Origin of the sequence: Aminithiophilus ramosus, assembly GCF_018069705.1 — a bacterium.
Taxonomy (GTDB): Bacteria; Synergistota; Synergistia; order Synergistales; family Aminithiophilaceae; genus Aminithiophilus; species Aminithiophilus ramosus.
The window spans coordinates 2,205,139-2,229,633 of the sequence record NZ_CP072943.1 but is presented as its reverse complement, the minus strand read 5'-3'; the positions used below and the strand labels follow the sequence as shown (position 1 = coordinate 2,229,633).

Sequence of the window (24,495 nt, the reverse complement as noted above, 5' to 3'; positions counted from 1 at the left end):
CATCGGGCGTTTTTTGCCTGTCGAGGCCCAGTCCTGTCAAGGTCCATGCCTTGACAGGACTGGGCCTTCTCCCTATACTCTTCTGGCCTGTCACGGAGGTGAGCGCTCTGACTGCGACCGATCTTCTCGACGAGAGGGTGCGCTGCACGCGGCTTTTCGACCTCTACGGTCCCGTTCTCACGGAGAAACAGCGCAAGGCCTTCGAGCTTCATCAGCTTTTCGACTGGTCCCTTTCCGAGGTCGCCTCCGATCTCGGCGTCAGCCGTCAGGGAGCCTTCGATCTCGTCCAGAGGGCCAGAGAGAGGCTGAAAGAGACCGATTCCCTCCTCGATCTCGCCCGGCGCATCGATGCTCTGGAGGGGCGCCTTTCGACCGTCTCCGAGCTGGCGGCCCGGTGGTCCCGCGATCTTCCCGAGGCCTTCGTGAAGGCCCTGAACGCAAGCCTTGCCGACGAAGAGGAGGACGGATCCCGTGTTTGATGCCCTTAAGGAGCGGCTCGACGGCATTTTCAAAAACCTGCGGAGCAAAGGCAAGCTGACGGAGGAAGACGTCGCCCTGGCCCTTCGCGAGGTGCGGCGGGCCCTTCTCGAGGCCGACGTCCATTACAAGGTCGTGAAAGATCTTGTGGAGCGGATCCGGGAGCGGGCCGTAGGCCGCGACGTCCTCGATTCCATCACCCCCTCTCAGCAGGTGGTGACCATCGTCTTCGAAGAGCTGCGCGATCTCATGGGGCGCGACGTCGTCCCCCTGGTCATCTCGCCCAAGCCGCCGACGCACTACATGCTGGTGGGTCTCCAGGGGTCGGGCAAGACGACGAGCTGCGTCAAGATCGCCCGCCGCCTGCTCAAGGGGCATAAGCCTCTCGTCGTGGCCTGCGATCACCAGCGTCCCGCCGCCGTCGAACAGCTCCGGGTTCTGGCGGCCCAGGCCAAGGTGGCCTTCTTCGGCCCCGAGCCGGGAGAGAAGGATCCCGTCGGCGTCGCCGAAAGGGCCCTTCGCTTCGCCGCCGATCGCCTCCACGACGTGATCCTCTTTGACACGGCCGGTCGCCTCCACGTCGACGAACCTCTTATGGAAGAGCTTCAGGCCATGAAGGCCCTTCTCTCTCCCCACGAGATCCTCCTCGTCGTCGACGGCATGACGGGCCAGGAGGCCGTCAACGTCGCATCGGCCTTCAACGAGCGCCTTGGGCTGACGGGCGTCGTCCTCACCAAGCTCGACGGCGATGCCCGGGGCGGCTCTGCCTTGGCCATCCGCTCCGTCACCGGCGTGCCCATCAAGATGGCCGGCGTCGGCGAGCATCTCGAGGACATGGAGCCCTTCGACGGAGGACGCATGGTCCAGCGCATCCTCGGCATGGGCGACGTCCAGGGACTGATGGAGCGCGTCCATCTCGCCGCCGTCGGCGGCGAGATGGAGAAGATGGCCGAGAGCCTCAAGAAAAACCGATTCACCATGGAGGACCTCCTCACCCAGATTCAGCAGGTGAGCAAGATGGGCCCTCTCGACAAGGTCATGGAAATGCTTCCCCTGCCCGACAATCTCAAACAGCTTCGGGGGGCCGAGATGGATCCCAAACGCCTCAGACATGTCGAGGCCATCATCCTCTCCATGACGCCCGCCGAGAGGCGGAACCCCGATATCATCAAGGGAAGCCGCCGTCGCCGCATCGCCCTGGGCTCGGGAACGTCGGTCCAGATGGTGAACCAGGTCCTCAAGCAGCACGCCCAGATGAAGGAGCTCTGGAAACGCTTCGGCAAGGGCGGCAAAAGAGGCTTCAAGATGCCCAAACTCTTCTGAGGCCTCGGCCCGGAAGATTTTCGGAATAGACCCTAGAGACAGGAATTCTCACAGGAGGTGTCGTTCAGCATGGCAGTACGTATTCGTTTGGCCCGTCACGGTCGCAAGAAGAACCCCTTCTACCGTCTCGTCGTGGCCGACTCCCGGTCGCCTCGTGACGGACGTTTCATCGAGCAGTTGGGGCACTACGACCCGATGAAGGATCCCGCAGACATTCAGGTCAACGTGGAGCGTGCCCTCCACTGGATCAAGAACGGAGCCCTGCCCTCCGATACGGCCCGCGCCCTGCTCCGCAAGGCCGGCGTCTTCGAGCAGTAAGGGCCCATGCCTGATTTCCGCAACCTCGTCGCCTTTCTCGTCGAACACCTCGTCACGGAACCCGAAGCGGTCGCCGTGACGGAGGAGAGGGGTGAGGACGGAACGATCTCCATCCGCATCGTCGTGGCCGCCGCCGACGTGGGGCGCGTCATCGGCAAGCGGGGGGCCACGATCAACGCCATTCGCACCGTGGCGAAGGCCGCAGCCGTAAAGGGCGGGGAGCGCATCGACGTCGACATCGACGAAGGGCGTCCCTGAGGTGCCGCCCATGGCCGAAAAGGTCACCATCGGTCGCATCCTGGGCGCTCACGGCATCAGAGGGGAGCTGCGCCTTTTTTCCCTCACCGATTTTCCCGAGCGCTTCCGGACCATGGGGATTTTCCGTCTCCATCGGCCTGACGGGACCTTCCTCCGGGAGGCCAAGGTGGAGGCCCTCCGCTTTCACGCCTCGAAGGGGCTCTTCCTCGTAACCCTCGAGGGAGTCGCCGATCGGGACGGTGCCGAGGCCCTCAAGGGGGCTCTCGTTCAGATCGACGCCGACGAGCGCGTCGCCCTGCCCGAGGGGAGCTACTGGATCGATGACATGATGGGCCTCGAGGTCTTCGACGAGGATTCGGGCGACTTCCTGGGCGTCGTCGTCGAGATCTTTCCCACGGGGAGCAACGACGTCTATCTCGTCGAGAAAGAGGGAATCAAACGCCCCCTCCCGGCCATGGCCGACGTGATCCTCTCCGTCGACGTGGAGCACCGGAAGATGGCCGTCCGCATTCCGGAGGGGCTCTGGGACTGATGCGCTTCACCGTCGTCACGGCTTTTCCCGATTTCGTCGAGGCCTTTCTCTCGACGAGCGTGATCGGCAGGGCCGCCTCATCGGGAGCCCTCTCCGTGGACGTCGTCGATCTTCGCGACTACGCCGACGGGGATTACGGCCAGATCGACGACTACGTCTTCGGCGGCGGCGGCATGCTTCTCATGGCCGAGCCTCTGGGCCGGGCCGTCGAGGCCGCGAGGGCGACATCGAACCCCTACGTCGTCTACCCCAGCCCGCAGGGCGCCGTCCTCCATCAGGAAATGGTCGAAACCCTGGCGGGCAAGGAGCACCTCGTCCTCATCTGCGGCCGCTACGAGGGCGTCGACGAGCGTTTCACCGAGGCCTTCGTCGACCTTGAAGTCTCCCTGGGAGACTTCGTCCTCACCGGAGGCGAGCTGCCGGCCATGGTCCTCATCGATGCCGTGGCCCGCCTTCTTCCCGGCGTCGTCGGCCGAGAGGAGGCCGTCGAGGAGGACTCCTTCTATCGAGGCATGCTCGACACGCCCCACTACACCCGCCCGGCTCTCTGGAGAGGCCGTCCCGTCCCCGAGCTTCTCGTCGGAGGCGATCACGGGGCCATCGGCCGGTGGCGGAGGAGGCAGGCCGTCGAGAGAACCCTTCGGCGCCGGCCTGACGTCGTGGCTCGGGCCTCCATGATTCCCTACATGAGCCACGGCGCCTACGTGCTGATCCTTGCCGACGGAGAGAAGGAGAGGGAGCTTCCCCTCCTCTCCCGGGCCTGCGAGAGTTACGGCGTCACGAGGCTTCTCTGGGCCTCTCCTTCGGGGGAGTCGCGCCGCTCGGCGGCGGGATCGGCCAAGACCTTTCCCTCGCCGGAAAAGGCCCTTCGCTGGATCGGGGCAAGGGAAAAGAAGGCCCCTTTCGTCGTCGGCCTCTCCCGGGAGCGGGTCGAAGGGGCCCTTCATTGGAGTCAGCTCAAACGGGAGCTGCTGGAAAAGGATCTTCCCCTGGCATTCGTCCTCGGACCGACCGAGGGGGAAACACTCGAGATCGAGAGATGCGATGCCGTCCTCCAGCCGATCCGCGGCGGGTCGGGAGATCCCGGGAGCCTTTCGTCCGCGGGCCTTCTCTCCGTCCTTCTCGACCGGTTTTTCGGATGGCGGTAAAATTCAAGCCTAAAGCACTCAGCAAGGAGGGTTAGCGATGGATCCCCGAATCGCTCTGATCGAAAAACGTTATCTCAAAGAGGGTCTCCCCGAATTTCGCCCCGGCGACACACTGAAGGTCCACGTCAAGGTCGTCGAGGGCAACAGGCAGCGCATTCAGCTTTTCGAAGGCGTCTGCATCGCCCGCAAGCACGGCGGCCTCAGCGAGACCTTCACGGTCCGCAAGGTCTCCGGCGGCGTCGGCGTCGAGCGTGTCTTTCCCCTCAACTGTCCCTCGGTGGAGAAGATCGAAGTCGTCCGCCTCGGCCGCGTCCGCAGGGCCAAGCTCTACTATCTCCGCAAGCTCAGCGGCAAGGCCGCCCGCATCAGGGAGCGCCGTTTCTAGGTCTCTTTCGCCGCGGCGCTTGACGATCGGGGCCGGGCTCCGTATAATACGTCCTGTCGCAACTGCGGGGGTGGTGGAATAGGTAGACACGCTAGCTTGAGGGGCTAGTGGGCTACGGCTCGTGGGAGTTCAAGTCTCCCCCTCCGCACCATCGAACGACGAACCGGGAAGATCGAGAGATCTTCCCGGTTTTTTTGTCTGCCCTCTCCCCTGCCTCCTGTCCTGGCGGTCGTTGCCTCTTGCGGGGCGGCGAGGTTTTCTTTCGCGTTGCCGTAGAGGGCGATGGGGGATGTTCCAGGGGGTCGCGCTTCCGGGGAAAGCCCCGAACTCTGGAGTGTCGGCGCCTTTGCCTGTAAAATCAGCGGCGAGGCCTGCTGCGGCCCGCACGGCGGGCAAAGGGAAGAGGGATGAACGAGGAGAAAACCTTCCCTTCCGGGGCGCCTATTCGCGTCCGATCTCTTGGCCCTCTCTTCAGAGGGCGGGCCGATCGGAGAGAGGAGGAGGCTTTGAAAGAACGTTTTCCCGTTGCCTTGACCCTTCCCCTGCGGTCCGACCTCCTCGGGCTCCTTCTTCGCTGCGTCGAAGAGTCGGCCCGTGCCTTCGGTCTCGATGAGAGGGGGCCTTGCGCCTCGTCCTCGCCGCCGAGGAGGTCTACGCCTTTCTCCTCGCCCAAGGCGGGCCCGAGGGGGTCTTCACGGCCTCCGTCGAGGACGGCGGAGCCCACGTCGAGGTCCGCCTCGCCCTTCCCGACGACCTCCTTCCCCTGGAGGCCTTCAACCTCCTTCCTCGAAACGGGGAGAATCGCCTGCCTCCGTCGCGACAGGGACTTTTTCTCGCGGTGAGGACCGCTTCGTCTCTCGAAGTCCTTCGCCGCGAGGGGGGGATGGTTCTCGCCTTCCGTCAGGACCGTCTCTACGGACCGACGGTTCCCGCCTCTGGCGCCGTCCCTTCCGAGGGGCCCTGGAAGTCGAGGGGCGTCGAAGGGGCCGAGGCCCTTCAGCTGGCGGCCCGCGTCGCCGCCCTCGGCCCGAAAGGGGGCCCCTCCTTCGTCTTCCAGGAGGGGAAGGTCGTCGATCTCCTGGCTTCGGGGCGTTGGGGGGCCTTCGCCGCCGTCGATCCCCTCGGTTCCGTCGGGGCCGGTCTTTTCTGGGAGCGCCGGGGCAAGACGGCCTTCCTTCACGGTCCCTGGAATTTCGCCTCTCCTTCCGACAGGGCCGGGACCGTCCTCGATTTCGCCCTGGGCGAGCTGGCCCGCCAGGACTTCGCGGGCGTCGTCCTGGAACGTCCCGGAGGGGGCCCCTGTCCGGAGCGGTTCGAATCTCTGGGGACCTTGCCGGGAGCTGCCGGAGAGGACCGGGACGTCTCTTTCATCCTGCTCGGCGAAGACGACGGCGCCCCTCTCTACGTTCACCGGGTCCTCGAGCCTTTCGTACGCCGAAAGCTGGATGAGCTCTGCCTGCCCCGCACCGTCCACCTCGTCGACGAACGTCTCTGCGGGAAGAGCCCCTCGGCCTTCGCCGTCGCTTCCGATTCCTTTGCGGGCGAGGCCGTCCTCTCCGTCCTGGCCCCGGGCCGCGACGGGGCCGCCAATGCGGCGGCCCATCTCGGGATCCTCTCCGAACAGGGTGTCGCCCCCATCCGTTTCGCCCTCGACCTGGGCCGTCCCGACGAGGCGGCCATGGGGGGCCTCCTCGTCGAGGCCGGTTTCGAGCCGAGAGTGCTCCTTCCCTGGGCGGGGAAGGGCGACAGGCTCCTTCTCGTCCCCTCAGGGAGGGAGGCTGTCCGGCGAAGGCCTTCCCCGACCTCGAAAGGCTCGTCCCGCCCCACGTCCGCGACTTCGAGGCCTACATCCCCAGCAAGCCCGACGACGAGCTGCGCCGTCTTTACGGCGCTCCCCGTCTCTTCCGCATGAACAACAACGAGAACCCCCTCGGGCCGCCTCCCGCAGCCCGGGAGGTCCTGGGCCGGTTCTCCCCGGCCCGGGCCTCGATCTACCCCAGCGGCGACGCCTGGCATCTGCGCCAGGGGCTGGCCCGGCGCTTCGGCCTGCCTCCCGAGTCCTTTCTCGTCGGCAACGGGGCCAACGAGGTCATCACCTTCGTCATCAAGGCCTTCTGCCGCGAGGGGGACAATATCGTCACCGCCGACAGGACCTTCGCCGTCTACGAGTGGGTGGCCCGCTTCTCGGGCTACGAGGCCCGCGTCGTCCCCCTCGTCGAGGGGGCCTTCGACGCCGAGGCCATGGTCGAAGCCATCGACGGGAGGACGAAAATTCTCTTCGTCTGCAACCCCAACAACCCCACGGGGACCTACTGGAGCGCCGACCGCCTCGGCGCCTTCCTCGACGCCGTCGGTGGCCGTCAGATCGTCGTCATCGACGAGGCCTACGGCGAGTTCGTCGAAAAAGACGATTTCCCCGACGCCATGCGTCTCATCTCCCGCCATCCCAACGTGGTGGTCTTCCGCACCTTTTCCAAGATGTACGGTCTGGCCGCTCTGCGGATCGGCTATCTGGCCGGAGATCCTGCCGTCGTCGATGTCATCCGCCGTACGGCCGTCGTCTACTCCGTCAACACCCTGGCTCAGGAGGCGGCTCTGGCTGCCCTCGAAGACGACGGAGGGCATGTCGAGGCGACGCGGGCCCTCTGCCGCCGGGCGAGGACGATCCTGAAGGAGGCCTCGATCCGCCTCGGTCTGGAGTGTCTCTGCGGAGAGGGCAACTATGCCGTCGTCGGCCTTCCCCTCGGCGACACCCTGGCCTACCCGTCTTTTCATGAAAAAAGGGTACATGATCCGAAGTCTGACGGCCTTTCGCATGGCCGGCTCCATCCGCGTCTCCTTTCACCTTCCCGAGATCATGGAGGGGTTCGTCGAGGCCCTCGAAGAGATCCTGCAGGAGAAAAACGGAAGGAGCCGATCATGAGGGACCAGGCCCTTCCCGAGGTGAGGGTGGCCCTTCTCGACGAGGCGGCGGCGCCGGCCGTCTGCGAGCTGTACCGGGCCGTCTACGGCGACCGCTTCCCCTTTCCCGACGTCTACGATCCTGAGAAGCTCCTCCGGGCCAACAGGGAGGGACGGCAGATCAACGTCGTCGCCTCCGTCGAAGGGCGTGTCGTCGGCCAGGCCGTGACGGTCCGGTCGGCCTGGAACGGCCGCCTCTACGAGCTCGTGGGTCTCATGGTCCTGCCCGAAGCCCGGGGCCTGGGCCTTTCCCGGCGCCTCGCCGGGGCCCTCATGGAAGAGGTCTTTCCCCGGCTGGACTGGCTCGTCCGCTACACGGAGAGCACGACGGCCCATGTCCGTTCCCAGAAGGTTGACCTTTCCCTGGGACAGGCCCACACGGCCCTGGCCAAGACCTGCGGCAAGGAACGTTACGCGTCGGAAGTCGTCGAGGACGGGATCGTCTGGGCCGTGGCCCGACGGGCCGGTGTGCCCTCGGCTTTCCTTCGGGGGCTCGACACGTCGCGGGCCGCCTCGGCCCCGGGAGTCCTGGCCGTCCTGACGGCCGCGGACGTGAAGGGGACCAATCTCCTGGGCATCATCGAGCCGGACCAGCCCGTTCTGGCCGTCGACAGGATCCGTTACGGAGGGGACCCGGTCTGTCTCGTCCTGGGCGAAACGCTCGAGGCGGCTCGCAGGGGGGCCTCCCTCGTCGACGTCGACCTTGATCCCCTTCCCGGGGTTTTCGACCCCGTCCGGGCCCTGGAGCCGGGAGCGCCCCTCATTCACGAGGGACGGGAGGGGAACGTGGCCGCCTCGGGCTTCGTCCGCCGGGGAGACGTCGAGGCCCTCCTGGCCTCCTGCGATCACGTCGTCGAGGAGACCTTCCGCTTCGCCGCCCAGGAACATGCCTACCTGGAGACGGAAGGCGGCGTGGCGCGCTATGACGGCCAGATCCTGACGATGGAGGTCTCGACGCGGAACCCCTGGCGGGACAGGGACGAACTGTCGCGGGCCCTGGGACTGCCCCGGGACGGAATCCGCGTCATCGCTCCCTCTCTGGGCGGCGGCTTCGGCGGCAAGGACGGCGTCGTCATCCAGGGACTCCTGGGGCTGGCCGCCCTCCACAGCGAAGGACGGCCGGTCAAGATGGTCTTTTCCCGTCAGGAGAGCTTCCTCTGCTCGCCCAAGCGCCACGGCGCCGTGACGACGCTCACTCTGGGCTGTGACGGTTACGGCGGCTGCGGCGGCTGCACGATCCTCGTCGACGGCGAGAGCCGCCTGGCCTGCCTCATGAAGACGGCCCAGATAGAGGGACGTCACCTCGTCACCATCGAAGGCATAGAGAAAGACGGCCGTTTCGCCCCGCTCCTGGAGGCCTTCGCCTCTTCCGGGGCCGTTCAGTGCGGCTACTGCACGCCGGCCATGGTCCTCGCGGCCGTCGACCTGCTCAGACGCAACGGCGATCCCGACGAGGAGCAGGTGCTGGAGGCCCTGAGCGGCAATCTCTGCCGCTGCACGGGCTACAGGTCCATCGCCCGGGCCGTCGTCGCCGGCGCGAAGAAGATGAGGGAGGCCGGAACATGTCTTTCCTGATGGCATCGTCCCTCGACGAGGCCCTGTCCGCCGTCGAAGGGGGCAGGATCCCTCTCGCCGGAGGGACCGACGTCTACCCCCGCATGAGGGGCGAGGGAAGGGAGGGCGATCTCGTCGGTCTCGAGAGGCTCGACGAACTGCGCCTCGTCGAGGAGCGCGAGGGCTTTCTCTTCCTGGGCGCCGCCCTGACGTGGCAGCAGATCATCGACAGCGCTCGTGTCGCGAAGGAGGCGCCCCTCCTCGTTCTGGCCGCCCGTCACGTGGGCGGTCCCGCCATCCGCCACATGGGGGCCGTGGGGGGCAATGTCTGCACGGCCTCGCCCGCCGGGAACGGACTCCTGGCCCTCTTGGCCCTCGAGGCCCGGGTGGAGCTTCTCTCCCGCGGAAAGAGGCGCCTTCTTCCCCTGAGGGACTTTCTCATTGGTCCCGGAAAGACCGATCTCAGGCGGGGCGAGCTGCTGAGGGCCGTCGCGATCCCCGGCGACGGAGGGCGGCCCTTCTTCCGCAAGGTGGCAGGAGAAAGACGCTTGCCATCAGCCTCGGCAGCCTGGCGGCCCTCTGGCACGAAGAGGAGGGGCGGCTGAAGGATGTCCGTCTCGTCTTCGGCTCCATGGCCCCCTGCCCCTGCCGCGTCGCCGAGGCAGAGGCCTTCCTGGAGGGAAAGAGTCCCGACGAGGCCCTTTTCCGGGCCGCCGCATCGATCTGCTCCGAGGCCGTCGACCTCGTCGACGACATACGGGCCGAAGCCTCCTACCGTCGCCTGCTGGCCGGAGGGCTGGTGGAGGAATGGGGGCTTCAGGTGCTGGGGGAAAGGACGTAAGGCCGCCTCTTCATCCCTTTTGGCGGACGGCGGAAAGACCTCTCTGCAAACAGGGAAGGCGGCGCCTCCTTAGCGGAGACAGCCGTTGCCCCGGAGCGTTTTCGAAAGGACTCTCCAGGACAGAGCGGGGAGTCCTTTCCCGTTCGGCGCAGTTTGCCTCTTTGCGTGCACAGCTGTCTCCGGGAGTTGTCTGTCGTAGGTGCATGCCCGAGGTTCCCTTAGGGAAGCGTCATTCTCATGCAGAGCGACACATACATGCAATATGGTTGCATTATGCAACCAAGTTGCTACAATGTGGGGGCGCTGCCTCCGCTCCCGCTGTCTCGTTGACTCTGTGGAAGGACGTGTCCTCCGATGTGCCAGGAATCGGGAACCCTGCGGGATCTTTCCTGCGAAAGAGCAACAGGCCGTGACTGGAAGAAGCTGAATTATCTGGTGCTTCCTCTGGCGGCGATGCTTCTCTCCTTTGCCCTGGGGCGCTATCCCGTCTCTCCCCGTCAGCTGGCGGAGCTTGTCGCGGCCCGGCTCTCCCTGATCGATGCGGGGCCTTGGGACGTCCTTCATACGGTTGTCTTCAAGGTGCGGCTGCCCCGCATTCTGGCGGCGATGCTCATCGGGGCCTCTCTTTCCGCCTCGGGGGCCTGCTACCAGGGGCTGTTCCGCAATCCCCTGGCTTCCCCCGCCCTGCTCGGCGCGGCAGCTGGCGCCGGTTTCGGCGCGACTCTGGGAATCTGCCTCTCGCTGAGGGTCGTGGGGATTCAGGCGCTCGCCTTTTTCATCAGTCTCGGTGCCGTGGGGCTGACCTGTCTGCTCAGCGGCAGGATACGCCATGACCGGACCCTGGGGCTGGTCCTCGCGGGGATCATGACGGGGTCCCTCTTCACGGCTGCGACGTCCTTTCTCAAGTACGTGGCCGACCCTTACGACAAGCTGCCCACCATCACCTTCTGGCTCATGGGGAGCCTCTCGTCCATCACGATGTCCGACGTGGGCTTTGTCGCCGTTCCCGTTTTTCTGGGGCTTGTCCCGCTTTTTCTCATCCGCTGGCGTCTCAACGTCCTTTCTCTCGGCGACGAGGAGGCGACGGCCCTTGGGTTGAACGTGATGCGCTACAAGCTGCTGGTCATCGTCTGCGCCACTCTGGTGACGGCCGCCTCGGTCTCGGTCAGCGGGATGATCGGCTGGGTCGGGCTGGTGATCCCTCATCTCGCCCGCATTCTCGTGGGCCCCGACTACAAGGACCTTTACCCGGCCTCGATCGTCGCCGGAGGCGTTTTCCTGCTCCTTGTGGACGACTTGGCGCGGATTCTGACGTCGGTCGAGATCCCTCTGGGCGTTCTGACGGCTCTCATCGGCGTCCCCTTCTTTCTCTTCCTTCTCCTCAGGGAGAGAGGAGCCCTGCGATGAGGCTCGAGACGAAGGGGCTCTCCTGCGGCTACGGCCGCAAGACCGTCGTCGAGGACATCTCGATGTTCGTCGAAGGTGGCGAGGTCCTCTGCCTGCTCGGTGCCAACGGCTCGGGCAAGACGACCTTCTTCAAGACGATCCTGGGCCTTCTGGAGAAGCAGGCCGGCCAGGTGCTCGTCGACGGTCGTGACGTGGAGGGCTGGTCTCCGGCCCGGCGGGCCCGGCTCATCGGCTACGTGCCCCAGGCTCGGGGGGCCGTCTTCCCCTTCCGGGCGCTGGACGTGGTTCTCATGGGGCGGACGAGCCATCTCGCGCTTTTCGCCTCTCCCTCGGAGGAGGATGTCGAGAAGGCCGAAGAGGCCATGGCGATGCTCGATATCTCCTACCTGAAGGATCAGGTCTACACGCGAATCAGCGGCGGGGAGCAGCAGCTGGTCCTCCTGGCGCGGGCGCTGGCCCAGGAGCCGAGGATTCTCATCCTGGACGAGCCGACGACCAACCTGGATTTCGGCAGACAGTTTCTGGTCATGGAGCGGGTGAAGTCCCTCTCCCGCAGGGGACTGACCGTGATCCTTTCCACCCACTTCCCGGAGCAGAGCTTTTTTTACGCCAACCGGGTCCTCTGTTTCAGGCAGGGGCGCCCCTTGGGGCTCGGTTCTCCGTCCGAGGTGGTCACGAGGGAAAACATCCGCGCCATGTACGGGATCGACGTCAGGATCATCTCCCTCGACGCAAGGCAGGGCGGTTTAAAGCTCTGCATTCCCGACAGCCTCGTCGGGTGTGTCCAAAAGCGCGTTTCCTGAAAGGAGCCGTCATCGTGAAGAGGTTCAGATTGTCGCTTGCCGCCTCCTTTTTCCTGCTCTGCCTCTCAGCCGCCGCGCTGGCCGGCCAGACGCGGGAGGTCGTGGACATGGCGGGGAGGCATCTTGTCGTCCCCGTCTCCCCCCGGAAGGTCTATTCCACGAATCCCATCGGGACGACCCTGATCTACACCCTGGCCCCCGATCAGCTGATGGGGTGGAACTACGAGCTCAGGCCCCGAGAGAAGCGCTTCCTCCCCGCCGAGTATCGCGACCTGCCCGTCATCGGCGGCTGGTTTTCCACCCAGACGGGCAACCTGGAGGAGATCATGGCCCTCAAGCCGGATCTTTTCGTCTCCATGTCCTTCATCAACGAGACGGCCCGGTCCTTCGCGGACAAGCTGCAGAGTCAGACGGGCATCCCTGTGGCCCTTGTGGACAACGAGCTGACGCGCCTCGACGAATCCTACCTTTTCCTGGGAAAGCTTCTGGGAGAGGAAGAGCGGGCCGAGGTCCTGGCCCGGTATTGCCGGGAGACGGTCCGCTCCATCGCCGACAGGGCCGCTCGGATTCCTCAGGACAAGAAAGTCAGGGTCTACTACGCCGAGGGGCCCGACGGCCGGAAGACCGATCCGGCCGGCTCCATCCACACCCAGGTGCTGGATCTGGCGGGCGGCGTCAACGTGGCGGAGGTGCCCATGGGCCCTCAGGTCGGGATGTCGTCCGTATCCATGGAGCAGATTCTCCTCTGGAACCCGGACCTGATCATCGCCTGGGGAGCTTCTCGGGGCGGCTACAGCGAGGGCATTGCAGGCGACACCCACTGGAAGGATATCGAGGCCGTGAAAAGCGGCCACGTCTACGCCGTTCCGGACAATCCCTTCTGCTGGTTCGACCGTCCGCCGTCGGTGAACCGCGTCCTGGGTTTGAGATGGCTGGCCAACCTGCTCTATCCGGAGATTTTCGACTTCGATATCGTCGAGGAGGCCCGAAACTTCTACCGCCTTTTCTGGCATTACGACCTGGGTGAGGAAGAGGCCCGGGAAATCCTGATCCGTTCGATGCGGAAGAAGTAGGAGGGGCATCGTGGCCGGAGAGAGCGCGCCCTTCAATCTCTTTTTGACCGGCCCCGTCGGCTCGGGCAAGAGCACCCTCCTCGGCAGACTGCTTCGAAGGCTGAACTGGAGGATCGGCGGCTTCCGGACGCGGCCCGCCTTCGATGGGACAGGAATGTGCGGTTATTGCATCGAGCCTTTCGGTGCCGCTCATGGGGCGCCTTCATCCCTGATCGCCCGGCGCACCGACCGGGGATTCGAGGCTCTCACGTCGGCCTTTGACGGCTTGGGGGCGTCTCTTTTGAGGAAGGCCCTGGAGGATCGTGTTGACGCCGTCGTCATGGACGAGATCGGTTTTTTCGAGGAAAGGGCCGTGGCCTTTCACGATGCCGTCATGGCCTGCCTCGATTCGCCGCTGCCGGTCCTGGGCGTCCTCAAGCGATCGGGGGCTTCGCTCCCGCGCAAGATCCGCAGCAGACAGGATGTGCGGGTCGTGGAGGTGACTTCCGACAATCGGGACGGCCTTTTGCCGGAGCTCCTGCGGCTTGTTTCGGAGCGTCACCTGACGGGGGTCATCTCCTTTCCTGGAGGGAGCAGAGATGGAAAAGACCGACGCTGCACAGTTTGTCAGGACGGCCAGGGAGGTCTTTGCCCCTCTTTATCCGGTCGTGGCGGAGCGCATTAAGGAAGAGACGGGGATCACCCGGGGTCGCTGTCTCGATCTGGGAAGCGGCCCGGGCCTGCTGGGTCTGGCCATGGCCGAGATCACCGAGCTGGAGGTTCTTCTTCTGGACATCAGCCCCGAGATGCTGGTTTTCGCCGAGGAAGGCATCGCCGAGCGCGAAAGGGGTTCCAGGGTGAGCACCCTTCTGGGGGATGTTCATCGGATCCCCCTGGAGAGCGGTTCGGTGGACCTGGTCGTCAGCCGGGGATCGGTCTTTTTCTGGGAGGAGCCGGCCCGGGCCTTTCGAGAGGTCTGGCGGGTTCTGGCGCCAGGCGGCTATGTCTGGATCGGCGGCGGCTTCGGGAACGGCGATATGAAAAGGAAAATCACCGCCCAGATGAGAGAGCGCGATCCCCGATGGGAACCTCAGGTCCGGGAGCGCACCTCCGATTTCAGGCTGAAGGCGTTTCGTGACGCCCTGGCCGAGGCCGGCATCGAAAAATTTCTCATCGACAACGACGACCGGGGTTTTTGGATCCGATTTGCCAAGGAATCGCTAGAGGGAAGGCCCTGCCGATGAGATGCCCCGTCTGCGAGCGGGCCTGTTCGGTCGAGAAGGGCCGGACCGGGGCCTGCGGCCGTTACCGCAACGTGGCCGGCCGCATGGAGGAGATCGCTCCCGGAGCGTATCTCGTGGTCACTCCCGTGTCGATCGAGACGGCTCCTCTCTTTCACTTCCATCCCGGTGGGAAGTTCCTCCAGATCACCACGACGGGGTGCGTTTTCCGCTGCAACGGCTGCATTTCCAGCACGCTCGTCTCGGGCGTCTCGCCGGAGAGTCCGGCGCTGAAACGCCTCTCGCCCGACGAGGTGGCGGCGAAGGATCACGAGAAGGGCCTCCTGTTCGCCTCTCCCGGCGGGGGTTTCGGCAGTCTCCACGGGATTCTGGGACTTCCCTTCATGGCCCGGACCTTTCATCCCGATCTCTACGGTTTCGACATCGAAGCCGAGGCACGGATTTTTTAAGGTAAATTCTACGGATGGGACTATCGCCCCGAAGAGGTGAGTCTCTCTTTCGCGAAACCTCACCGATTCTGGTCCTGGAAGGAGCGATAAGAACGTCGTTTCGCTCAAAACGAGATATCCCTCGCCTCACCCCCCCCCAAAGCCCGAAGGCATTCCTCCGCAGAGGAATGCCTTCGGGCTTTGGGGGGAAGCTTTACTGTCGGGCCAGGGCAGCGGGGTTGAAAAAGAGTTGGACGTCCTCGTCGCTCAGCGTGGCGTCATAGAACTCCCTGAAAAAGGCCTTCGTCTCCACGGTGAGGTCGACGTCGGCGAAACGGGAGGGGTAGAGCGTCTTCCCCAGCCAGAGAAAGCCCAGGATCGCCTCCGGCGAGGGGCGGTCCCACCAGAAGGCGCCTACGGGGCAGTAGTGGAGGCGGTTTTCCCGGACGGCACGGAGCGTCCCGATCTGGGGATGATCCCGCAGTTCAGCCGGCGGGAGAAGGCTGCCTTCGTTTCCGCTGACGATGATGTCGTCGGGGTCCCACCGCAGCAGTGTCTCCGCGTTGATGTCCCTGCCCCTGCCGAGTTCGGAGGCCACGTTGATCCCTCCCGCCGTCGTGATGAGGAACTCGCCCCACCAGTCGCTTCCGTTGGTGTGCAAGAAATTCCCCAACATGTAGTAGACGCGCTTGCGCTCTTCCCTAGGGATCGGGGCCGTGCGCTCCTCCAGCAGCTTCAATACCTTCTGCCAGTAGTCGACCAGGCGCTGCGCCCGTTCTTCGCGGCCGATGAGGGATCCGACGAGGAGGAATTCCCTCTGGATTTTTTCGACGTCGGCCTTCCCCGTGAGGACGGCCACGACGGGCAGTCCGGCTTCGGCGAGCTGCCTGTTGCCCTGAGCGGAGGTGACGCTGGCGATCACCAGGTCGGGGTTCAGCTTGAGGGCCTCTTCGACGTTGACGTTGTTGAAGGATCCCGCGTCGGGTATCTCCTTGAAGCTGGGATGCATCCCGGCGAGGAGGGGGAAGGGCTTCATCGAGGGCTGGCCGACGATGAGGTCGGCTCCTCCTAGGACGGTCAGTTCGTGGGTCGCTCCTCCGTAGCAGGTGATGAGGATGCGCTCCACCTTGTCGGGGACGTCGACCTCGTTCCCGGCCATGTCCACGATCGTTTTGGCCGATGCCGGAACGGAGCCGGCCAGGAGAATGAAGACGAGGGACAGGAGGATTCCGCGCAGGGGGGCTTTCACCTAAAAGACCTCGCTTTCATCAAGTGTCTGAAGCTGTCGCTTTTCCATCCGTTTTTCGATAATCGCCTGGGGGTAGAGAAGCAGGATTTCGACTTCGTCCCCCTTGTCGTAGCCGGCGACTCCTTCAGGGATGCGAAGGATGCCATCGGAGCGGACGAAGTTCGTGACCATGGAGTTTTTCAAGGGATAGGGCGAGACGAGATATCGCCCTTCGCCGTCGCGAGAGAGAAGGACGCGAAGGGAGAGGAGGGCCTCTTTCAGGAATCCTTCCAGTCTCAGCTCCCGGGTGAGGATTGCCTTGACGCTCCTTCTTTCCTGGGGCGGTTGGGCGAGAAAGCGGCTGACGATGGGACCGACGAGGTTTTCCAGGGCATACCAGGCCGCAAGGGCAGGGCCCGGTACCCCGACGACGGGTTTACCTTCGATGATGGCGAGCAGGACCGGTTTGCCCGGGGCGGCATTAAGCCCATGGGACAGCACTCTGCCCAGCCCGGCGACGACGGATACCGTAAAGTCGCGGTGCCCTCGGGAAGACCCCCCGTTGATCAGCACCATGTCTGCCTTCGATAGGGCATCGCCGAGTCGTTCCGCCAAAAGGACGGGGTCGTCGGCCGTGATGGGGTAGAGGAGCGGTTCGGCGCCGACTCCTTTCAGGTAGCCGGCGAAGAGGGCGGAGTTGGAGTCGATGTTCTGCCCCGGCCCAGGCATCGATCCCTGAGGGACGAGCTCGTCTCCCGTCGGGAGGACCGCGACGAGGGGACGGCGCAGCACGGGAATCTCACTGTGGCCGCCCGCCGCGAGAAGTCCCAGGTGTTGGGGTTCGAGACGCAGATCAGGGGGGATCAGAACCTCGCCTTTCCGAAGTTCCCACCCGGGAGGGAGGGTGCAGGCGCCTTTCTCGCAGGGTTCCTCCAGAATCCGCAGAGTTCCGTCGGCGGCAATCTCCAGGTCTTCGGCCCTGACGACGGTATCGAAGCCTTCGGGAAGGGCCGTTCCGGTGCCGACGAAGGCGAACGGTCGGTCTTCTGTCCTATCGGGAAGGCTGGTCCGGTCGTCGAATCGGACGGCGATGCCGTCTACCTGGGCCGAAAGGACCGCGGGAAGCGAGTGGCGGGCGTACAGCTTTTCGGCGACGACGCGGCCGAGAGACTCCGCAAGGGGCACCCGTTCGACGGGCAACTCATAGCGGGCTTCGGCCAGGATGAGTTCCAGAGCCTTCCCGACAGAGATTCTCGGTTCAGTTTTGGAGGGCGGGGTGTGGGGGCTGTAAATCATCGGACGTGTCGGAGTCATCGGCGGAGTGCCTCAACGCGGCGAAGGTTTCGTCAGCGTCGTCCGCTCGGCATAGCGCCCGAAAAAGTGGTACCCGGAGCCGCCCTCGGAGAGGATGTCCAACAGCTCGTCGGCCTTCGTGACCTTGATGCCGCCCAGGCAGGTCACTCCGCGGCGGAAGAATTCCTCCGGGTACTGACTGGCCGTGGGGCCGACGACGACGACCCGGGCTCCCGGTTTTGCCAAGGAGAGCAGCCCCTCCAGCGTATCGTTCACGAGGGTGGTTCCCGTCATGACCAGAAGATCCGCCCCGGGAACGTGCAGGGGAGCCTCCTCTGAAGGGGCAAAGAAGGGCATCTCGTCTTTCTTGAGCGTGCGGGGATCCAGCTCGAGGACGGTGAAGGGTTTCCCTCGAATCTTCAACTTTTTTAGCATGGGGACAAGGGCGCCGACGACGACTACCTTGTCGTCGTCGGCGATCTCGATTGAGTCGAGGGCGTCATTTCCGATCTCCAGGCGGTAGCCTTTCCCTTCCAGTCCCTTTTCGCAGATCGCCGAAAGGGCGTTCAAGGTGGCGATGCCCAGGGCCTTTTTCAGGGGGCTGTCCGCTTCCCACATCTCCTGGAGAACCTTGGTGACCGACATTCCCTTCAGGCGTCCCGAAAGAGGCATGGCCCGCGCCGACGTCGGGCAGCAGACCGCTTCGGGAATGGCCTTGACGGGGGTGAAGCTGATGCCACCCTGGCCGTCGCTGAGTTTGACGCCCGTGAAAAAGAGGCCGAAAACAGTGCGTTCCAGTGTGAGAGTATCAAAATCGGGTCCGATGAGAGCCTGAAATTTTTCGGCCGTTTCTTTCAGAATGGATCCGGGCTCGAAGTTCACTGTGTCACCCTGCCTTTCGCTGCGGTCCACCTATATCGATCTGTTCCAAGAATTCGAGATTCGGGAAAAGAGAGCGACGAGGGACATGGAGAAAAGGTCGCTGTCAGAAGCATCCCTCCCTTGATGAGCCAGACTGATAATGCAACTCTGTTGCTCTTTCGCGCTCCGCCATTGTAGAGTGAGATGTATCTTTTTGACAAGGGCGGTCGTCCCGCTTCGGGAAATAGGCTGCCGAGGTCAAGAAAGAGGAAGAGCGGTGAGGTGGCACGATCGGAGCTTTCTCCCAGGCGAAGGACACCGTCGAGGAAGGGCAGAAGAAACGGAAGATTTAGGAGGGCGCCTCGTCTATGATAGAGAGACCCTGGGTTTAGGTCGTTCATCGCATCGGGCGGAAAGGGGTGGAGGGAGAACAGGCCGGGCGTGGCCTCGGCGGGAGGCCCACGGAGACCGTTTCCGGCAGGATAGCGGGAAGGATTGGCGGAGGCGGGCAGGTGCGCTTCGCGTCTTCAGACGCCGGGGAGATGGCGATGGAGGGGCCGAATCGAAACGGGAAATACCGCGCAGGGAATGGTCCTGGCATCGTGTCCCACCAAGAGCTGCTGTCGGAGCTTGCTTGAGTTGCCTATCGTCATTTTAATGAAATTGAATTTCAACGGCACGGAAAGGATGACCCCCATGACTGGAGAAGACGAGCGAGTCCTTGATGCCCTTCTGGATAGGTTGGACGGAAGCGACGACGAGGTCCACGAGACGGCCCTGGAACTGCTCGTGCTGGATCCCGAGAATCCCCATGCCCTTCTTGCTCTCGCCGAAGAGGGCGATCTCTCCGAAAAAGAGGGAGAGGCGGCGGCCCTTCTCGAGCGGGCCGCCGCCGAGCTGCGTCGGCGTCTCGACGGAGAGCCCCGCCTCGATGACCGCCTGGGAGGCCTTCTGGCCGTCGTTCTCGAGCGGCTGGCCTTCAACGCCCTCATGTCGGGCGAGGACGAGAAGGTCCTGGCCCTGGCCGAGGAGCTCGTCTCCTTCGATCCCGACGACGAGACGCTGGGGCGGACCCTTCTCTACCGCTCCCTCATGATCCTCGAGCGGCACGGAGAGGTCCTGGAAAGAAGCATGGCCGAGAGGGAGGATGTCCTTTTCGCCCTCCACGGCCGGGCCCTGGCCCTCTTCCTCCTTTCCGGCCCCGGTCCCGAGGCGTCCCGCGCCCTCTGGGACGCCATCGCCCTCGAGCCCGACCTTCCCTATTACCTGCTCCAGTACTGGGAGGTCCCCGACGGCGAGAGCGACGACGACGACGAGGCCCGTGCCTGGGAGACGTGCAATCTGGCCGGGCTTCTGAGTCCCGTCTGGCTCGCCGACGAGGATCGCATGGGCTGGTTCGCCACGGCGGCCATCCTCTTCGGCTACCTCACCGACCGGCTCCCCGATCAGGTCCTCGAAGAGGCCCGCCCCCACATGGAGCGGGCCGGACTCTTCGCCGTTCTCGAGATGGTCCAGAGCCAGATGGAGACGCTCCTCCAGTCCGACGAGGAGGTCACCCTCGACGAAATCGACGCCATGGCCATCCGACTTCTCCGGGAGATGAGCGACCTTTCGGCCGACGCCTGAGGTACAATGGGGCCAATCTGATTCAGGAGGCGATCGTTATGGCCTTTCTTGCCCATGTGGGGCTTCTCGTGCGCGATCTCGACCGTTCGCGCCGTTTCTACGTCGACGTTCTCGGCTGCCGCGAGAGAAGAAGCGTGGACAGGCCGGGAACGCGGCTCCTCTTCCTCGAAAGCGGTTCCTCCCTCATCGAGCTCGTGGAGAAGGCCGGCCGTCCCTACCCGGAGGTGTCCTGCCCGACGATCCATCTGGCCTTTCAGGTCGACAGCGTCGCCGACGAGATCGCCCGGCTGAAGGTTCTGGGCCTTTCCCTCGATTCGGAGGAGCCCATCCCCTTCGGAGGCAAGTCCATCTTCTTCTTCTCCGGGCCCGACGGCGAGAGGATCGAGCTCTGCGAGCCCCTGGAGTAGGGCCATGATCCTTCGCATCGCTTCCGTCCTCTCCCGCAGCGGGAAGGGGGCCGAGGTCCTTCTCGATCCCAACCCCTTCCGCCCCTCCGGAGGAGGCCAGCCCTCCGACAGAGGCCGTCTCGAGGCCGAAGACTTCGAGGCCGCCGTCGTCGACGTGCGCCTCGTCGACGGCCTGGCCGTGACGGAACTCCGGATCGGGCGGGGAGAGCCCCGAGAGGGCGCGGTCCTCCGTGCCCTTCCCGACGAGGCCTGGAGGAGCCTGCTGACGCGGATGCACAGCGGCGAGCACATCCTCTCGAAGGTCCTGGAGGGCCTCCGGGAAGGGCTGCGCATCACCAAGACCCACATCGGCGACAAAGAGAGCTCCGTCACGATCGCCTATGACGGCGAGATCGGCTGGGAGCTGCTCTTCGAGGCGGAAAAAAGGGCCCGCGACGTCATCGCCGAGAACCGGACCGTCACCGTCCACGAGCTTTCCGCCGAGGAGGCCCGGGCCTTCCCGGGCCTGAAGGCCAACTGGGAGCGCATCGGCGACGACGTCGTCCGCGTCGTCGAGATCGACGGTTTCGACGCCAACGCCTGCTGCGGCTCCCACGTGGCCTCCACGGCCGAGGTGGGCGACCTCTTCGTGACGGCCTACAACGGATCGGCGCCGGACTGGACGGTGACCTTCACCGTCGAGGGCTCCCTCCGTGACCTCTACGGCCAGGTCATGAGACGTCTTCTTCGCGGCGTGGGTTGCCCCGTCGACCGGATCGAGGGCGTCTACGAGAAGCTGAGGGCCGAAAAGGAGGGGCTGGCCAGGGACCTCGACAGGGCTCGCCAGAACCTGAGCCTCTCCTGGACGACGGAGGAATGTGGCGCCTTCCGTCTTCACTTCGTCGAGCTTCCCGGCTGGACGGCCGATCTGGTCTCGCCTGCCGTGAAAAAACAGGTCGAAAGCGACGGCAGAGCCCTCGTCGTCGTCCTCTGTCCCGGACCGGAGGGGCGAGGCCCCTTCGTCGTCGCCAGAGGCTCCGACGTCTCCTTCGATCTTCGGGCCTTTCTCAAGGGCCATCCCGAGCTGGGCGCCCGAGGCGGAGGCGCTTCGGCCTGGGTCTCGGGCGTCGCGACGGCGCCGTGGCCCCTCTGGCGCCGTGCCCTGGGACTCTGAGGGCCGGCGGAGGAGCCGCACGCCCTCTCGCGGAGGAAGGCCTTGTCCGGAAGGGCCGAGAGAGTCGGCGCTCTCCCGAAGCGGCCCGAAGAAGAGGCGACGGCTTCCGCCGTTCCGGGAAAAGCCGCCGCGCTCAGAAGGCCCGGAAGCCGACGATGGCCTCTCGCATCTCGATATAGCGTCTCTTCGCCGTCGCCATGTGGTTCCTTTCCATCTCCTTCAGCTCGCGGAACATCTCCCGGGCCTCGCCCGAGCTGGCCTCTTCCAGCTGCTCGTAGAACTCGGCGGCCCTCATCTCCGAGAGGTAGGCCGTCGAGGCGATGCGCAGGAGGGCGTAGCTGTTGCGGAATTCGTCGGCCTGGACCTGGAGGGCCGGTTCGACGAAAAGGGCCGGATCGCGCGAAAAGGCCTCGCCGAAGGTCTTCTCGTAGTGGGCACAGAGGGCGTCGCGGTGGCCGGCCTCCCATTGGGCCAGTTCATGGAGCTCCTTCTTGATGTGGGGGATGTCGCTCTCGTCGGCCCAGGCCCGGTAGAACTCGTTGGCCTCCATTTCGGCATGGATGGCGTAGAAAAGGGCCTTCTTGATGTCCCTGATTTTCTCCATCGGTAGATGCCTCCCTCGTCAGATTTTTCATGTCTTTTACCATTCTAGGGGGAAGAGGGGGAGAAGGGAAGGCTTTCCGTCTCCCTCTCTTCCCCCCTTTCTCGTCGGCCCGACCGTGCCGGCTTCAGGAGGGACTGTCGTAGTCTCTGACGGCGTCGAGGGGTTTCCTTTTCTTGCGTCCCGACGGGGCGGGATCGGCGGGCCAGCCGAGGGTGATCATGACGTCGATATGGGATCGGCGGGGAAGGCCCAGCACGTTTTTGACGGCCCTTTCGTTGAACCAGCCGATCCAGCACGTTCCGAGGCCCAGCTCGGCGGCCTGGAGGGTGAAGTGGTCGACGGCGATGGCCACGTCGATCGTCTCGTAGCGAAGGCGGCGGACCATTCCCGCCAGCCAGGGGGCCAGACGCTCGCGCCGGAGGGTTTCGACGGCGATGAGGACGGGAGCCTCGGCGACGAAGGCGTTGAGCCCCTTGCCGTAGAGGCCGGAATTCATCGCCTCGGCCAGGGACGGACGGAGGGGACCGTCGACGACGTGAAAGAACCAGGGCTGGCCGTTGCAGGCGCTCGGGGCCATCCGGGCGGCATCGAGACAGATGTCGACCCGCTCCCGGGCCACGGGGTCGGGGCTGTAGCGGCGAACGCTTCTGCGGTGGACGAGAAGGTCGGCGAAGTCCAAGGGCGGGCTCCTTTCGGGTTCTCAGAAGCTGATGACGGCCGATCCGACGACGACGAGGGCGATGCCGACCCACTGTCGCCGCGTCGACGTTTCGCCCAGGAAGGAAATGGCCAGAAGGGTCGAAATCAGCGGGCTCGAGGCGGTGATGGGCGTCACCACCGAGGCGGGAGCCTGCTGGAGGGCCAGGGCCAGCAGAGTGCCCCCCAGGGCGAGGGCGAGGGCCCCGGCGCCGTTGAGGGCCAGCCAGGAGCGGCCCCTGAGGGCCAGGATCCGCTCGGGCCGGTGATAGCCCAGACGACAGCGGAGGAGCCAGAGGGCCCAGACGGAGGGGAAAAAGACGAGAGATCTCCAGAAGTTGAGGTCCGTCGACGACAGATCCGTCTCGAGGAGGAGCCACCGCGTGACGGGGATGGAGAGCCCCCAGCAGAGAGCGGTCGCGAGGGCCAGAAGGAAGCCCCGTTTCGCCTCGGGGAGATGGCCTCTGTCGGCGTCGTTGCCCTTGCGGAGGAGGTTGAGGCCCGCGACGACCGAGACCGTTCCGACGGCGATGGGAAGGGTGATCCGTTCGCCCAGCCAGAGCGCCGACAGGACGGTGACGACGAGGGGGTAGGTGCTGGTGATGGCCACGGCCCGGCCGACGCCGATCTTGGCGATGGACGAGAGGTAGAGGACGTCGCCGAAGACGTTGCCAAGAAGGGTCGCGGCCAGGAGGAGGAGGAAGTGGGGGCCCCGCAGAGCGGGCGGCATCCCCGTTCCCTGAAAGAGGACGAGGAGGACCATCGCCCCGACGAAGCCGAAGGAGCGGATGGCGTTGACTTCGGGAAAGGAAAGATCGCCCATGTTGCGGCGGTAGATGAGGGGAACGATGGCCCAGCAGAGGGCCGTCGTCAGGGCCAGAACGATGCCGATGGGGGTCAGGGAAAGCGCTCCTTTCTGAAAAAACGCGGGATGGGAGTCTCCATTATAGCGGAGGAGGGCGTGACCTCTCGCAATCTCGCCCTCCCGAGCCGGAGCCTCCGGCGGCGCCCTGTGACGCGAGGCGCCTCTTCTGAAAAAGGGGCCCCTTCTATATGTCCGGGGCGAGAGGTTGAATTTACCCGGTAAGAATCGCCCGCGGGCCGATGACGAGGCGAGAAAAGGGAGTTCGCCCTTGAGGGGCGTCACGATAGCCTCTTTTCTCCGGAAGGAAGAAGACCGTGGGAGTGCTTTTTGGAATATTTTGCCACCTTGTCAGATCCCTCTCGCAGTGGCATGCTTACACTGAATGAACCAAGGGGGGGCTGTGGGTGAAAATTAAGGCCGCGCCGACTCGGGGCAATTACATGAGACTTGCCCGCTCCCGCCGCCTCGCCGGGCGGGGACGGGATCTGCTGGAGCAGAAGCGGCGGATCCTCATGATGGAGCTGACCCGCCAGAGGGAGAGGGCGAGGGGGCTCCTCGAAGAGGCGGCACGCCTCTTCTCCCAGGCCTACAGAGATCTTCAGCGGGCCAATCTGGCCCAGGGGATCGACGTCGTCGAGGAGTTGGCCGAGGCGGTGCCCCTCGAGGAGGGCATCACCGTCCGTCTCCGCTCCGTCCTCGGAGTGGAAGTCCCCGAGGTCGACGCCATCGAGGTCCGGCCCCGGCCCGTCTACTCCTTCTGGGCCACCTCGGGCGCCCTGGACAGGGCGGGAAGGTCCTTCCGGGAGGCCCTGGCCCTCACGGCGCGATTGGCCGAGATGGAGAGCGGCCTTTTCCGGCTGGCCGGCCAGGTCCGCAAGACGAACCGTCGCGTCAACTCCCTCGAGAAGGTGGCCCTTCCCGCCCTGGATCGGGCCCTGCGGGGAATCGCCGAGGCCTTGGAGGAGGGGGAGCGGGAGGACTTCGTTCGCATGAAGCGGGTGCAATCCCTTTCGTCACGGTAGGGGAGGTCATGA

General features: G+C 64.9%; 27 protein-coding genes and 1 tRNA gene. 22 read left to right on the top strand and 6 right to left on the bottom strand.

Going from position 1 to position 24,495, the window contains the following annotated elements; all coding sequences use genetic code 11:
* Positions 1-98 precede the first annotated feature (98 nt).
* The 18 genes from KAR29_RS10405 (at position 99) to KAR29_RS10320 (ending at position 14,749) form a co-directional block, all read left to right on the top strand.
* Complete coding sequence (locus tag KAR29_RS10405) at positions 99-479, top strand: sigma factor-like helix-turn-helix DNA-binding protein (protein WP_274372925.1); 381 nt, start codon at positions 99-101, stop codon at positions 477-479.
* On the top strand, positions 472-1,800 hold the full coding sequence (gene ffh, locus KAR29_RS10400; RefSeq protein WP_274372924.1) for a signal recognition particle protein: 1,329 nt from the start codon (positions 472-474) through the stop codon (positions 1,798-1,800). Before KAR29_RS10405 ends, ffh begins: the two co-directional genes overlap by 8 nt.
* A gap of 69 nt (positions 1,801-1,869) precedes the next feature.
* Positions 1,870-2,118 (top strand): 30S ribosomal protein S16, encoded by a 249-nt coding sequence (gene rpsP, locus KAR29_RS10395; protein WP_274372923.1) that lies wholly within the window; start codon positions 1,870-1,872, stop codon positions 2,116-2,118.
* Positions 2,119-2,124: 6 nt separating this feature from the next.
* Positions 2,125-2,376, top strand: coding sequence for a KH domain-containing protein (locus tag KAR29_RS10390; protein ID WP_274372922.1), 252 nt, complete (start codon positions 2,125-2,127; stop codon positions 2,374-2,376).
* Positions 2,377-2,386: 10 nt separating this feature from the next.
* Positions 2,387-2,908, top strand: coding sequence for a ribosome maturation factor RimM (rimM, locus tag KAR29_RS10385; protein WP_274372921.1), 522 nt, complete (start codon positions 2,387-2,389; stop codon positions 2,906-2,908).
* Positions 2,908-4,056, top strand: coding sequence for a tRNA (guanosine(37)-N1)-methyltransferase TrmD (trmD, locus tag KAR29_RS10380; protein WP_274372920.1), 1,149 nt, complete (start codon positions 2,908-2,910; stop codon positions 4,054-4,056). The genes rimM and trmD overlap by 1 nt, the downstream gene beginning before the upstream one ends.
* 37 nt (positions 4,057-4,093) lie before the next feature.
* A complete protein-coding gene (rplS, locus tag KAR29_RS10375; RefSeq protein WP_274372919.1) occupies positions 4,094-4,441 on the top strand; it encodes a 50S ribosomal protein L19 in 348 nt (115 codons plus the stop codon).
* A 64-nt stretch (positions 4,442-4,505) separates the two neighbouring features.
* Positions 4,506-4,592 (top strand) — tRNA-Leu (locus tag KAR29_RS10370).
* Between the two features lie 471 nt (positions 4,593-5,063).
* A complete protein-coding gene (locus KAR29_RS10365; RefSeq protein WP_274372918.1) occupies positions 5,064-6,353 on the top strand; it encodes a hypothetical protein in 1,290 nt (429 codons plus the stop codon).
* Positions 6,350-8,977, top strand: coding sequence for an aminotransferase class I/II-fold pyridoxal phosphate-dependent enzyme (locus KAR29_RS10360; protein ID WP_274372917.1), 2,628 nt, complete (start codon positions 6,350-6,352; stop codon positions 8,975-8,977). The genes KAR29_RS10365 and KAR29_RS10360 overlap by 4 nt, the downstream gene beginning before the upstream one ends.
* Positions 8,965-9,561, top strand: a complete 597-nt coding sequence (locus tag KAR29_RS10355; RefSeq protein WP_274372916.1) for an FAD binding domain-containing protein — start codon at positions 8,965-8,967, stop codon at positions 9,559-9,561. Before KAR29_RS10360 ends, KAR29_RS10355 begins: the two co-directional genes overlap by 13 nt.
* Positions 9,510-9,797, top strand: coding sequence for an FAD binding domain-containing protein (locus tag KAR29_RS10350; RefSeq protein ID WP_274374970.1), 288 nt, complete (start codon positions 9,510-9,512; stop codon positions 9,795-9,797). Before KAR29_RS10355 ends, KAR29_RS10350 begins: the two co-directional genes overlap by 52 nt.
* A 354-nt stretch (positions 9,798-10,151) precedes the next feature.
* Positions 10,152-11,204, top strand: coding sequence for a FecCD family ABC transporter permease (locus KAR29_RS10345; RefSeq protein WP_274372915.1), 1,053 nt, complete (start codon positions 10,152-10,154; stop codon positions 11,202-11,204).
* Positions 11,201-12,007: an ABC transporter ATP-binding protein gene (locus KAR29_RS10340; protein ID WP_274372914.1), complete on the top strand. Its 807-nt coding sequence runs from the start codon at positions 11,201-11,203 to the stop codon at positions 12,005-12,007. The genes KAR29_RS10345 and KAR29_RS10340 overlap by 4 nt, the downstream gene beginning before the upstream one ends.
* A 14-nt stretch (positions 12,008-12,021) precedes the next feature.
* Entirely contained in the window at positions 12,022-13,080 is a 1,059-nt protein-coding gene (locus KAR29_RS10335; protein WP_274372913.1) for an ABC transporter substrate-binding protein, read from the top strand.
* A 10-nt stretch (positions 13,081-13,090) separates the two neighbouring features.
* On the top strand, positions 13,091-13,744 hold the full coding sequence (locus KAR29_RS10330; protein WP_274372912.1) for a nucleoside-triphosphatase: 654 nt from the start codon (positions 13,091-13,093) through the stop codon (positions 13,742-13,744).
* Positions 13,728-14,303 (top strand): class I SAM-dependent methyltransferase, encoded by a 576-nt coding sequence (locus tag KAR29_RS10325; RefSeq protein ID WP_274372911.1) that lies wholly within the window; start codon positions 13,728-13,730, stop codon positions 14,301-14,303. Before KAR29_RS10330 ends, KAR29_RS10325 begins: the two co-directional genes overlap by 17 nt.
* The gene (locus tag KAR29_RS10320) at positions 14,300-14,749 is read left to right on the top strand and encodes a hypothetical protein (RefSeq protein ID WP_274372910.1); all 450 of its coding nucleotides are present in this window, start codon (positions 14,300-14,302) and stop codon (positions 14,747-14,749) included. The genes KAR29_RS10325 and KAR29_RS10320 overlap by 4 nt, the downstream gene beginning before the upstream one ends.
* A gap of 193 nt (positions 14,750-14,942) precedes the next feature.
* Here the strand turns inward: KAR29_RS10320 and KAR29_RS10315 are convergent, their stop codons facing one another.
* Genes KAR29_RS10315 through KAR29_RS10305 form a run of 3 tightly spaced genes read right to left on the bottom strand, consistent with a single transcriptional unit; the run spans position 14,943 to position 18,131 of the window.
* Positions 14,943-15,977, bottom strand: a complete 1,035-nt coding sequence (locus KAR29_RS10315) for an ABC transporter substrate-binding protein (protein ID WP_274372909.1) — start codon at positions 15,975-15,977, stop codon at positions 14,943-14,945.
* Positions 15,978-17,252, bottom strand: a complete 1,275-nt coding sequence (locus KAR29_RS10310) for a molybdopterin molybdotransferase MoeA (RefSeq protein WP_274372908.1) — start codon at positions 17,250-17,252, stop codon at positions 15,978-15,980. It lies immediately after the preceding gene.
* A gap of 30 nt (positions 17,253-17,282) precedes the next feature.
* Positions 17,283-18,131 carry a DUF364 domain-containing protein gene (locus KAR29_RS10305; RefSeq protein WP_274372907.1) on the bottom strand — a complete coding sequence of 283 codons (849 nt, stop codon included), beginning with the start codon at positions 18,129-18,131 and terminating at the stop codon, positions 17,283-17,285.
* Between the two features lie 675 nt (positions 18,132-18,806).
* Here KAR29_RS10305 and KAR29_RS10300 point away from each other — a divergent pair.
* From KAR29_RS10300 to KAR29_RS10290, 3 genes are read left to right on the top strand one after another with little or no spacing between them, the layout of a single operon-like run.
* Positions 18,807-19,736 (top strand): hypothetical protein, encoded by a 930-nt coding sequence (locus tag KAR29_RS10300; protein WP_274372906.1) that lies wholly within the window; start codon positions 18,807-18,809, stop codon positions 19,734-19,736.
* A 38-nt stretch (positions 19,737-19,774) separates the two neighbouring features.
* Positions 19,775-20,143: a VOC family protein gene (locus KAR29_RS10295; protein ID WP_274372905.1), complete on the top strand. Its 369-nt coding sequence runs from the start codon at positions 19,775-19,777 to the stop codon at positions 20,141-20,143.
* A gap of 4 nt (positions 20,144-20,147) precedes the next feature.
* A complete protein-coding gene (locus KAR29_RS10290) occupies positions 20,148-21,296 on the top strand; it encodes an alanyl-tRNA editing protein (RefSeq protein ID WP_274372904.1) in 1,149 nt (382 codons plus the stop codon).
* A gap of 133 nt (positions 21,297-21,429) precedes the next feature.
* Here the strand turns inward: KAR29_RS10290 and KAR29_RS10285 are convergent, their stop codons facing one another.
* The 3 genes from KAR29_RS10285 to KAR29_RS10275 all read right to left on the bottom strand — a co-directional run bounded on the left by KAR29_RS10285 (position 21,430) and on the right by KAR29_RS10275 (position 23,743).
* Complete coding sequence (locus KAR29_RS10285) at positions 21,430-21,900, bottom strand: ferritin family protein (protein ID WP_274372903.1); 471 nt, start codon at positions 21,898-21,900, stop codon at positions 21,430-21,432.
* A gap of 124 nt (positions 21,901-22,024) precedes the next feature.
* On the bottom strand, positions 22,025-22,579 hold the full coding sequence (locus KAR29_RS10280; RefSeq protein ID WP_274372902.1) for a nitroreductase family protein: 555 nt from the start codon (positions 22,577-22,579) through the stop codon (positions 22,025-22,027).
* Positions 22,580-22,600: 21 nt separating this feature from the next.
* Entirely contained in the window at positions 22,601-23,743 is a 1,143-nt protein-coding gene (locus KAR29_RS10275; protein ID WP_274372901.1) for a DMT family transporter, read from the bottom strand.
* Positions 23,744-23,865: 122 nt separating this feature from the next.
* Between KAR29_RS10275 and KAR29_RS10270 the strand changes: the two genes are divergently transcribed.
* Complete coding sequence (locus tag KAR29_RS10270) at positions 23,866-24,483, top strand: V-type ATP synthase subunit D (RefSeq protein ID WP_274372900.1); 618 nt, start codon at positions 23,866-23,868, stop codon at positions 24,481-24,483.
* The last annotated feature ends 12 nt before the right edge of the window (positions 24,484-24,495 follow it).